11 protein-coding genes are annotated in these 10,712 nt (G+C 66.8%); all 11 read left to right on the top strand.

The window, feature by feature from the left end; genetic code table 11:
- Nucleotides 1-159: 159 nt before the first annotated feature.
- The 11 genes from ndk (at nucleotide 160) to hflX (ending at nucleotide 10,624) form a co-directional block, all read left to right on the top strand.
- Nucleotides 160-585, top strand: a complete 426-nt coding sequence (ndk, locus tag JNK68_12835; protein MBL8541241.1) for a nucleoside-diphosphate kinase — start codon at nucleotides 160-162, stop codon at nucleotides 583-585.
- 16 nt (nucleotides 586-601) lie between these two features.
- Nucleotides 602-1,690: a 23S rRNA (adenine(2503)-C(2))-methyltransferase RlmN gene (gene rlmN / locus JNK68_12830; protein ID MBL8541240.1), complete on the top strand. Its 1,089-nt coding sequence runs from the start codon at nucleotides 602-604 to the stop codon at nucleotides 1,688-1,690.
- Nucleotides 1,687-2,463: a type IV pilus biogenesis/stability protein PilW gene (gene pilW, locus JNK68_12825; protein MBL8541239.1), complete on the top strand. Its 777-nt coding sequence runs from the start codon at nucleotides 1,687-1,689 to the stop codon at nucleotides 2,461-2,463. Before rlmN ends, pilW begins: the two co-directional genes overlap by 4 nt.
- Nucleotides 2,460-3,338, top strand: a complete 879-nt coding sequence (locus JNK68_12820) for a helix-turn-helix domain-containing protein (protein MBL8541238.1) — start codon at nucleotides 2,460-2,462, stop codon at nucleotides 3,336-3,338. Before pilW ends, JNK68_12820 begins: the two co-directional genes overlap by 4 nt.
- 5 nt (nucleotides 3,339-3,343) lie before the next feature.
- Nucleotides 3,344-4,615, top strand: coding sequence for a flavodoxin-dependent (E)-4-hydroxy-3-methylbut-2-enyl-diphosphate synthase (ispG, locus tag JNK68_12815; GenBank protein ID MBL8541237.1), 1,272 nt, complete (start codon nucleotides 3,344-3,346; stop codon nucleotides 4,613-4,615).
- 103 nt (nucleotides 4,616-4,718) lie between these two features.
- Nucleotides 4,719-5,990 carry a histidine--tRNA ligase gene (hisS, locus tag JNK68_12810; protein ID MBL8541236.1) on the top strand — a complete coding sequence of 424 codons (1,272 nt, stop codon included), beginning with the start codon at nucleotides 4,719-4,721 and terminating at the stop codon, nucleotides 5,988-5,990.
- A 17-nt stretch (nucleotides 5,991-6,007) separates the two neighbouring features.
- Complete coding sequence (locus JNK68_12805; GenBank protein MBL8541235.1) at nucleotides 6,008-6,646, top strand: tetratricopeptide repeat protein; 639 nt, start codon at nucleotides 6,008-6,010, stop codon at nucleotides 6,644-6,646.
- Nucleotides 6,643-7,824 (top strand): outer membrane protein assembly factor BamB, encoded by a 1,182-nt coding sequence (gene bamB / locus JNK68_12800; GenBank protein MBL8541234.1) that lies wholly within the window; start codon nucleotides 6,643-6,645, stop codon nucleotides 7,822-7,824. The genes JNK68_12805 and bamB overlap by 4 nt, the downstream gene beginning before the upstream one ends.
- Nucleotides 7,825-7,845: 21 nt before the next feature.
- Nucleotides 7,846-9,189: a ribosome biogenesis GTPase Der gene (gene der, locus JNK68_12795; GenBank protein MBL8541233.1), complete on the top strand. Its 1,344-nt coding sequence runs from the start codon at nucleotides 7,846-7,848 to the stop codon at nucleotides 9,187-9,189.
- A gap of 80 nt (nucleotides 9,190-9,269) precedes the next feature.
- Nucleotides 9,270-9,509 (top strand): RNA chaperone Hfq, encoded by a 240-nt coding sequence (gene hfq, locus JNK68_12790; protein MBL8541232.1) that lies wholly within the window; start codon nucleotides 9,270-9,272, stop codon nucleotides 9,507-9,509.
- Nucleotides 9,509-10,624: a GTPase HflX gene (gene hflX, locus JNK68_12785; protein MBL8541231.1), complete on the top strand. Its 1,116-nt coding sequence runs from the start codon at nucleotides 9,509-9,511 to the stop codon at nucleotides 10,622-10,624. The genes hfq and hflX overlap by 1 nt, the downstream gene beginning before the upstream one ends.
- Nucleotides 10,625-10,712: the final 88 nt, after the last annotated feature.

Genomic DNA, 10,712 nt, shown 5'->3' with positions numbered 1-10,712 from the left:
ATGATCAACTGAGCCCGCCGCAAAGGCCCTGAAAAGCCCGGCTGCGGCCGGGCTTTCTTCGTGCATGCAGCCTGCGCCCCGAACCCGAGGCATCCTCCTGCTTCCCATGGTAGAATTTTGAATTTTCTGGTGTTTATACTTCAGGGGAGCAAGACATTCATGGCTGTAGAACGCACTCTTTCCATCATCAAGCCGGACGCTGTGGCGAAGAACGTCATCGGGAAGATCTACTCCCGCTTCGAAACGAATGGGTTGAGGATCGTCGCTGCGCGCATGATGCATCTGTCGCGGCAGCAGGCCGAGGGCTTCTACGCCGTGCATCGCGAGCGACCGTTCTTCAAGGACCTGGTCGATTTCATGGTGTCCGGTCCGGTGATGATCCAGGTGCTCGAAGGCGAGAGCGCGATCCAGAAGAACCGCGACCTCATGGGGGCCACCGATCCGAAGAAAGCAGCGGCCGGCACCATTCGCGCGGACTTCGCGGAAAGCATCGATGCCAACGCCGTTCACGGGTCGGACGGAGCGGAAACGGCACAGGTCGAGATCGCGTACTTCTTTCCGGCCCTGGACGTTTGCGCACGCTGATCGGCAGTCCTCTGCAGTGACCCTCAACCTGCTCGATTTCAACGCCGATGGTCTTACCCGGCTCTGCGCGGAGATGGGCGAGAAGCCCTTCCGCGCGCGCCAGCTCGAGCGCTGGATTCACCAGCTCGGTGAGGCGGACTTCGCGCGCATGACGGATCTCTCGAAGATGTTTCGCGAGCGGCTCGCAGCTCGCGCCGAGGTGAGGCCGCCGGCGCTCCTGTCCGACGCAATTGCTAGCGACGGCACGCGCAAGTGGCTGTTCGCCGTGGGTGGCGGCAACGGCATCGAGACTGTCTACATTCCGGAAACCGATCGCGGGACGCTGTGCGTATCGAGCCAGGTCGGCTGCGCACTCGCCTGCAGCTTCTGCTCGACCGGCCGGCAGGGCTGGAATCGCGATCTCACGGTCGCAGAGATCGTCGGTCAGCTGTGGTGGGCAAACCAGGCGCTCGGCGCCGTTCATGGGCAGGCGCGCGCGATCACCAACGTCGTCATGATGGGCATGGGCGAGCCGCTGCTCAACTTCGACAATGTTGTCACCGCGCTGGAGCTGATGCTCGACGATCACGCCTACGGCCTGTCGCGCCGTCGCGTGACGGTGAGCACCTCCGGCATCGTGCCGGCGATCGACCGCTTGCGGCTGCGCTGCCCGGTGTCGCTCGCGGTGTCGCTGCATGCCCCGAACGATGCGCTGCGCGACGTGCTGGTTCCGGTGAACCGAAAGTATCCGCTGGCGGAGCTGATGGCGGCCTGCCGGCGCTACCTGGACGCCGCACCGCGCGATTTCATCACCTTCGAGTACGTGATGCTGGAAGGCATCAACGACGCGCCCGCGCTGGCACACGAGCTCGTCGGGCTCACGCGCGACGTGCCGTGCAAGTTCAATCTGATCCCCTTCAATCCGTTTCCTGACGCGCCGTATCGACGCTCTTCAGCAGAGGCGATCCGTCGCTTTCGCGAAGTGCTGGCGCGCGCCGATCTCGTCACTACCGTGCGCAAGACGCGCGGTGATGCCATCGACGGCGCCTGCGGCCAACTCGCCGGGCAGGTGCAGGCGCGGGCCCGGCGCGCTCTGGGCAGCTCGACCCCTTCCGTTGTCCAATGAACCGCTTTTTTCTTCTGTTTCTTGTGTTTCTTGTGGCCTGCGCCGGGCAGCCGAAGTCATCGACCGGGCTCAATCCGCCGCAGGCCGCGCCGAAGCCCGCTTCACCGCAGGACCGCGCACGCATCCACACCGAGCTCGCCGCCCTCTATTACAGCAAGGCCAACTACGGAGTGGCGCTGCAGGAGAGCACGATCGCGGTCGAGGCCGATCCGCAGTACGGGCCCGCGTACAACGTGCTCGGCCTGGTGCAGATGGAACTGAAGGAAGATGCGGCGGCGGACCGCAGCTTCCAGCAGGCGCTCGCGATCAATCCGAACGATTCGGAGGCGAACAACAACTACGGCTGGTTCCTGTGCAACCGTGGTCGCGAGAAGGAGTCGATCGCGTTCTTTCTGGCTGCGATCAGGAATCCCCTGTATCAAACGCCTGAACTTGCCTATACCAACGCGGGTCTGTGCTCGCGCAAGCTCGGCAACGACAAGGAAGCGGAAAGCTACCTGCTGCAGGCGCTCAAGCTGCAGCCGGGACAGCCGCGTGCGCTGCAGGCACTGGCTGACATCCATTACCAGCGCGGCGATTACAAAGGGGCCAAGGAACTCGTGACCCGGTTTCTCGAGGTCGCCCAGCCCACCCCGGAAATTCTCTGGCTCGGGCTGCTCTCGGCCCGGGGGCTCGGCGATCGCAACGCCGAGGCCAGCTACGGATTGCAGTTGCGGCGACGCTTTCCCGATTCGAAGGAAGCGCTTGCCTTGAAGAGCGGAAATTATCAATGACAGACCCAGCCATCGACGGGACCACGGAGCCGTCGCTTTCCCAATCGGATCTCACCACGGTCGGACGCCGGCTCGCCGCCGCGCGCGAATCGCTGGGCCTGTCGGTGGCCGATGTCGCACGCCAGATCAAGCTTTCGGTGCACCAAGTCGAGGCGCTGGAGGCAGACGATTTCGGACGACTGCCGAAGAGCCCCGTCATCGTGAAGGGATTCCTGCGCAACTACGCGCGGCTGGTGCAGATCGACCCCGACCAGTTGCTGGGCAGCGTGCACGACCTTCCGGGTGCGACGGCCGAGCCGAAGAAACACAGGCGGCAGCGCGAGGTCGTGGCCTTCGAGCGCCCGAGCCGGCCGTGGCTGAAGATAGCGCTCGGCGGGCTCGCGTTCGTGGCGGTGATGCTCGGCATCTACGAGTACTCCGCGGATCCGGACTTCTTCAGAGCGCCCGCATCTGCTCCCACGGCCGAGCGCTCCGCAGCAGTAGCCCCGGCGCCAAAGCCCGCGGCTGCGCCGACCCCGGCAGCAGAGGTACCCGCTGCAGCGACCGAAGCACCAGGATCAGCGACCCCGGCGGGAGCGGAGCCAACGGCAGCCGCGTCCGCAGCGCTCGGCAGCCCGACGGCGGCGGCTGCATCCGGTCCCGGCATCGTGCGCTTTCGCGCCGAGCGCGATTCATGGATCGAGGTCAAGGATCGCGATGGCAACAAGATCATGAATCAACTGGTCAAGGCGGGCACCGAAAAGTCGGTGCAGGCGATTGCACCGCTGCACGTCGTGGCGGGGGCGGCGAGCGGCGTGAAGGTGGAATGGAACGGCCAGGCGGTGGATATCGTTCCGTTCAGCAAGGTCGACGTCGCCAAGTTCACGCTGGAGTGAGCTCCATGTCGGCAGGAGAAGGGCTCTTGCAACGTCGCCGTTCCCGCTCGGTACGGGTGGGCGGCGTCCTCATCGGCAGTGACGGTCCGGTCGTCGTGCAGTCGATGACCAATACCGACACCGCCGATGCACCGGCGACCGCAGAGCAGGTGTTCGCGCTGGCGCGGGCGGGCTCCGAACTCGTGCGCATCACCGTCAACACGCCGGAGGCAGCGGCCCAGGTCGCGCCGATTCGCGATCTCCTCGCCCGTCGCGGTTGCGACGTCCCCCTGGTCGGCGATTTCCACTACAACGGCCACCGCCTGCTCAGGCAGTATCCCGACTGTGCGCAGGCGCTCGACAAGTACCGCATCAACCCCGGCAACGTCGGCTACGGCGCGAAGCGCGACGAGCAGTTCGCCACGCTGATCGAAACCGCCTGCCGCTACGGCAAGCCGGTGCGCATCGGTGTCAACTGGGGCAGTCTCGACCAGGATCTGCTGGCACGGCTGATGGACGACAACGCCCGTCGATCCGAGCCGCAGGATGCAACGGCGGTGATGCGCGAGGCGCTCATCGTCTCCGCGCTGGAGAGCGCAGCGCGCGCCGAAGCGCTCGGGCTGCCGGGCGATCGCATCGTGCTCTCGTGCAAGGTGAGCGGGGTACAGGACCTCATCGCCGTCTACCGGTCGCTCGCTGCGCGCTGCGACTACCCCCTGCATCTCGGTCTGACCGAGGCCGGCATGGGCTCGAAGGGCATCGTCGCCTCGACCGCGGCGCTCGCCGTCCTGCTGCAGGAAGGCATCGGCGACACCATCCGCGTGTCGCTCACACCGGAGCCGGGCGGCGATCGCACGCGCGAGGTGGTGGTGGCGCAGGAGATCCTGCAGACCATGAGGCTGCGCTCGTTCACGCCGATGGTGGTGGCCTGCCCGGGCTGCGGTCGCACCACGAGCACCTTCTTCCAGGAGCTTGCCGACCGCATCCAGGGTTATCTGCGGCAGCAGATGCCAGCGTGGCGTTCGCGCTATCCCGGGGTCGAGACGATGACCGTCGCCGTCATGGGGTGCGTCGTCAACGGTCCCGGCGAAAGCAAGCACGCAAACATCGGCATCAGCCTGCCCGGCACGGGGGAGCAGCCTGCCGCACCCGTGTTCATCGACGGCGTGAAGACGGTCACCCTGCGCGGGGCCACCATCGCGGAGGAATTCCACGCGCTGGTGGAGGACTACGTGCAGCGCACCTATGGAGGAACACCGGCGCCGTCGCCATCGGCGCCGGCGACGATCGATTCCTGAGGGACACCCGGGGAGACAGCACGCGGCGCCGAAGGAAGCCGGCGACCGACGTATAATCCGCGCCACGCTTCCCTCCGTCGTAGCCATCTCCGTCAAGCCAGCGATGAAATCGACCCCGCAAGCCGTACGCGGCATGAACGACGTGCTGCCGTCGGAAACCCACGTCTGGCAGTTCTTCGAGGCCACCGTCGGCGACTGGCTTGCGCGCTACGGCTATCGCGAGATCCGGCTGCCGCTGGTGGAGAAGACCGAGCTTTTCGTGCGCGCCATCGGCGAGGTGACCGACATCGTCGAGAAGGAGATGTATACCTTCGTCGACCACTTGAACGGGGAGAGCCTGACGCTGCGGCCGGAGGCGACCGCCTCGTGCGTGCGCGCCGTGCTCGAACACAATCTGCTCTATGCGGGTCCGCAGCGCCTCTGGTACCAGGGGCCCATGTTCCGCCACGAGCGGCCGCAGAAGGGGCGCTATCGACAGTTCCACCAGCTGGGGGTCGAGGCGCTGGGCTTCCCCGGCCCCGACGTCGACGCCGAACACCTCGTGATGATCGCGCGGCTGTGGCGCGAACTCGGTCTCACCGATGTCGTGCTGCAGATCAACACGCTCGGCACTGCGGAAGATCGTGCCCGCCACCGTGTGCGTCTCAAGGAATACCTGCGGCAGCACCGGGATGCGCTCGACGAAGGGCTGCGCGAGCGCTGCGAGCGCAACCCGCTGCGCGTGCTCGACAGCAAGGATCCGGCACTCACGGAGCTCATCGCGGGTGCGCCGCGGCTTCTCGATGATCTCGACGAGGTGTCGCTCAGGCATTTCGAAGATCTGCAAGCGCTCCTGCGCGCCGCCCAGATGGACTACGAGATCGTGCCGCGGATGGTGCGCGGACTCGATTACTACAACTTCACCGTCTTCGAATGGGTGACGAGTCGGCTCGGCGCGCAAGGGACGATCTGCGCCGGCGGCCGCTACGACGGTCTGGTGGAGCAAGTCGGCGGCAAGGCCGCGCCGGCGTGCGGTTTCGCGCTGGGCATCGAGCGCGTGCTGGCGCTGCTGGAGGAACTCGGCCGCAGACCGCAGCCGCCGCCGGCGGATGTGTACCTCGTGCATCAGGGCGAAGCCGCGGCCCGCTTCGCGTGGACGGTGGCCGAGCGCCTGCGGGACGCCGGACTGCGCGTGCTGTTCCACTGCGGCGGCGGCAGTTTCAAGAGTCAGATGAAGAAGGCGGACGCAAGCGGCGCGCGGTTCGCGGTCATCGTCGGCGACGACGAGGCGGCAGCGGGGCGGGCGGGCCTCAAGGCGCTGCGTGAGCTGAAAGAACAGGTGCAGGCCGAGGTTCACGAGCTGCCTGCGCTCATCCGCGGTCAGGCGGCGGTTTAAGACGACGCGTTACGGACATGGCGATCTACGATCTCGAAGAGCAGGAAAAGCTGGACGCCCTCAAGGGGTGGTGGAGCGACAACGGCCGCACGGTGATCCTCGCCGTCGTCGCGTGCGTGGCTGTCGTCCTCGCGGTGCAGGGATGGCGCTATCACGAGCGGACACAGGCGCTGGAGGCGGCCGCCCTGTACGGTCAGCTGCTCGAAGCCGTGCAGGCGAAGGACGTCAAGAAAGCGAACGATGTTGCGGCCGAACTCTTCAAGGCGCACGGCAAGAGCGGGTACGCGGCCATGGGTGCCCTCGGCGCGGCGCGCGCGAGTGTGGATGCGGGCAACCTTGCGGCGGCCAAGGCCAATCTCACCTGGGCCGCGGAACACGCGCCGGACGCAGCGACCCGCGACATCGCGCGCGTGCGTCTGGCCGCGGTGCTGCTCGACGAGAAGCGCTATGAGGAGGCGTTGCGCGAACTCGACGCCAAGCACGCGGATGCGACGGCGCCGCTGTTTGCTGAACTGAAGGGCGACGTGCTGGCGGCGCAGGGCAAGGTGGCCGAGGCGCGCGCGGCCTATCAGACGGTGCTCATCAAGCTGCCGCTCGGCAGCAGCGGCCGCGACCTTGTCGAACTCAAGCTCGACGGGCTGGGAGAGGCGCGATGACGGCGACGCGCCTGCGTCGGGCGACGGCGCTCGTCGCCGCTCTCTCCGTCCTCGGGCTCGCCAGCGGATGTCAATCCATGGGCGAGACCTTCGCCGGGTATTACGACGCGATCTTCAGCAGTTCCAAGGACAAGCCGGCCAAGCTGGTGAACTTTACCCCGACGGCGTCGGTGAACGTGCTCTGGAAGGACAGCGTGGGCGATGCCCGGCCGTACGTGTTTTCCCCCGCGCTCGATGACGGCGCGATCTACGCAACCGCTGCGAAAGGCGCGGTGAACGCGTTCGGCGAGAACGGCCGCGAGCTGTGGACGAATTACACGAACCGCGCCGTGTCAGGCGGAGTGGGCGCGCGTGACGATTACGTGCTCGTCGGCACGCGCAAGGGTCAGGTCATCGCGCTCGATGGGCGCGGTCGCGAACGCTGGATCGCGCAGGTGAGCAGCGAAGTGCTGGCGTCGCCCCAGTATGCCGACGGCGTGGTCGTCGTGCGCAGCGGCGACGGTCGCATCTACGGATTGAATGCCGCGGACGGCACGCGCAAGTGGGTCTATCAGCGCGGCACGCCGGCGCTGACCGTGCGCAGCTTCGGCGGTGTCGTCGTCAACCGCGGTGCGGTGTTCGCCGGTTATCCGGGGGGCAAGCTGGTCGCACTCAATCTGCAGAACGGCGCGCTGGGCTGGGAAGGTACGGTGGCGCAGCCGCGCGGTGCGACGGAACTCGAGCGCGTTGCCGACGTGACCAGCCTTCCCGTGCTCGACGGTACGCTGCTCTGCGCGGTGGCGTACCAGGGGCGCATCGCGTGCTTCGATGCTTCGCGCGGCACGCCGGTCTGGGCACGCGACGTGTCGAGTTTCTCCGGGCTCGCCATCGCCGGCGCGGCCGTCTACGTGACCGACGACCGCGGCGCGGTGATCGCGCTCGACAAGAATTCCGGCAGCAGCCTGTGGAAACAGGACAAGCTCACCGACCGGCGCGTGAGCGGGCCGCTCGTCTTCCGCAATTACGTGGTGGTCGGCGACTTGGAGGGTGTCGTCCATGTCATCAACCGCGACGATGGCTCCTTTGCGGCACGCATCACCACGGACGGGAGCGCCATCGTCGCCACCCCGATCGCGCTGGAGAATGCGGTGCTGGTGCAGACCCGCAAGGGCGGGCTCTTCGCCATCGACGTGCAGTAGACGAGAGGACGCGGCGCCCACGTGCTTCCGACACTGGTCATCGTGGGTCGCCCCAACGTCGGCAAGTCCACGCTCTTCAACCGCCTTACGCGCAGCCGCGACGCCATCGTCGCGGATCTTCCGGGGCTCACGCGCGATCGCCAGTACGGACACGGGCGCGTCGGCGACGTTCCCTTCCTGGTGATCGACACCGGGGGCTTCGAGCCGGACGCGCAGTCCGGCCTGCCTTTCGCGATGGCGCGGCAGACCGTGCAGGCCATGGACGAGGCCGATACCATCGTCTTCGTGGTCGATGCGCGCGCCGGGCTGACGCCGGCCGATCGCATCATCGCGGAGCAGTTGCGTCGCTCCAGTCGGCGCGTGCTCGTCGCGGCGAACAAGGCGGAGGGCCTAGGCCGCGACACCGCGTGTGCAGAATTTCACGAACTCGGCCTCGGTGATCCGGTGGCGCTGTCCGCGGCACACGGCGAAGGGGTCGGCGCACTCGTCGAGGACGCACTCGCCGGGGTTTCCCTGCCGGCCGAGCCGCTCGCCGACGAGTCTGCGCCGCGTCATCCGCGCGTGGCCGTGGTCGGGCGTCCGAACGTCGGCAAGTCCACGCTCGTCAACGCGCTGCTCGGCGAGGAACGGGTGATCGCGAGCGACGAGCCGGGGACGACGCGCGACGCGATACGCGTCGAGTTCGAGTGCGACGGCCGACGCTTCACGCTCATCGACACGGCCGGGCTGCGGCGTCGCGGCCGCGTGGCCGGCGTGGCCGAGAAGTTCTCGGTAGTGAAGACGTTGCAGGCGGTGGAGGAAGCCAATGTCGTGATTCTGGTGCTCGACGCGCAAGAGGGCGTGGGCGAACAGGATGCGCACATCGGCGGATTCGTCGTCGAGGCCGGGCGCGCGCTGGTGGTGGTGGTGAACAAGTGGGATGGGCTCGCACCGGCACAGCGCGAGCAGGTGAAGCGCGATCTCGAACGCAAGCTCGGCTTTCTCGCGTTTGCACGCTGGCATTTCGTTTCCGCACTGCGCGGCACCGGGCTTTCCGGAGTCCTCGCCTCGGCCCACGCCGCCTATGCTGCCGCCATGACGCGTCTGCCGACACCGCGCCTTACGCGCGTGCTGCAGGCCGCCGTCACGCAGCAGCCGCCACCACGCGCCGGACTCGTCCGACCCAAGCTGCGCTACGCGCATCAGGGCGGCAACAACCCTCCCGTGATCGTGATTCACGGCAACGCCGTCGATCACGTGCCAGCGAGCTATCGGCGCTATCTGGAACGCTGTTTCCGCGAGGCGTTCGAACTCGATGGAACACCGTTGCGTGTGGAACTGCGCAAGGGGACGAACCCTTTTCGCAATCGCGCGGGTCGGCACTGACCCGTGGCGGACCCGCAGTGGTATCCCGGGGTAATTTCAAGTAGAGTGAGCGGCCCGAGTGCCAACAATTTGGAGTAAAAATGAGCGGAAAAGGGCAAACGCTACAAGACCCGTTCCTCAACGCGCTGCGTAAAGAGCACATCCCCGTTTCGATCTATCTCGTGAACGGCATCAAGCTGCAGGGACAGATCGAGTCCTTCGACCAGTACGTGGTGCTGCTCAGGAACACCGTGACCCAGATGGTCTATAAGCACGCGATCTCGACGGTGGTGCCGTCGCGTCCGGTCAACCTGCAGGCAGGTGATCACGGCGATAGTTGATGCTCGAGCGTCCCGATAGTGGTCAGGAGGCGGTGCTGGTCAGCCTCGACTTCGGTGAGGGCGAGCACGAAGAGAGTCTGGCCGAACTGACGGAGCTCGCGCGCAGTGCAGGGCTCACTGTCGTCGGGGTGGTGACCGGCAGGCGGGGACGGCCCGATCCGGCGCTTTTCGCCGGCTCCGGCAAGGTCGACGAAATCGGCGCAGCCGTCGCAGCGGCGGGCGCGACCCTCGTGGTGTTCGACCACGAGCTCACGCCGGCCCAGGAACGCAATCTGGAAAGGCGCCTGCAATGTCGCGTCGTGGATCGGACAGCGCTGATTCTCGACATCTTCGCGCAGCGGGCGCGCAGCCACGAGGGCAAGCTGCAGGTCGAACTCGCGCAACTCGATCACCTCGCGACGCGGCTGGTGCGCGGCTGGTCGCACCTCGAGCGGCAGAAGGGCGGCATCGGCCTGCGCGGCCCGGGCGAGACGCAGTTGGAGACCGACCGCAGGCTGCTCGGCAAGCGGGTCAAGGTGCTCAAGGATCGGCTGGACAAGCTGCAGCGGCAGCGCCAGACGCAGCGGCGGGCGCGCGTGCGCGGTGATGTCATGTCCGTATCACTGGTCGGTTACACGAATGCCGGCAAGTCGACCCTCTTCAATGCGCTGACCCGTGCGCAGGCCTACGCGGCTGACCGCTTGTTCGCCACCCTCGATACCACCACGCGTCGCACCTTCACCCCTTCCGGCAGCGCCATCGTGCTCTCGGACACGGTCGGCTTCATTCGACATCTGCCGCACAGCCTGGTGGCGGCGTTTCGCGCGACCTTGGAGGAGACGGTACAGGCCGACCTGCTGCTGCACGTGGTGGATGCCTCGAACCCGCACCGGGCGGCGCAGATCGGACGGGTGAACGCGGTCCTGGAAGAGATTGGCGCCGGCGCCCGCCCGCAGGTCCAGGTGCTGAACAAGATCGACCTGGTCGATCTCGCCCCCGCGGTCGAACGGGATGAATGTGGTAACATTGCGCGCGTGTTTGCAAGTGCTCGTACGGGTGCCGGGCTCGATCTCGTCCGGCTCGCGCTCGACGAAGCCTCTCCCGAACGGCTCTCCCGGAACGTCGCAACCGCATAGTTGTCCGAACCTCCCACCGCTTGTGTCCTGACCGATGCGGTCATGCGGCACGCGGGATCCATTCATTTCATCCAACGACGCTGACGGG

It is taken from the genome of Betaproteobacteria bacterium, assembly GCA_016791345.1.
Classification (GTDB): domain Bacteria; phylum Pseudomonadota; class Gammaproteobacteria; order Burkholderiales; family JAEUMW01; genus JAEUMW01.
The sequence above is the reverse complement of the archived record's forward strand: the minus strand, read 5'-3'. Positions and strand labels throughout refer to the sequence as shown.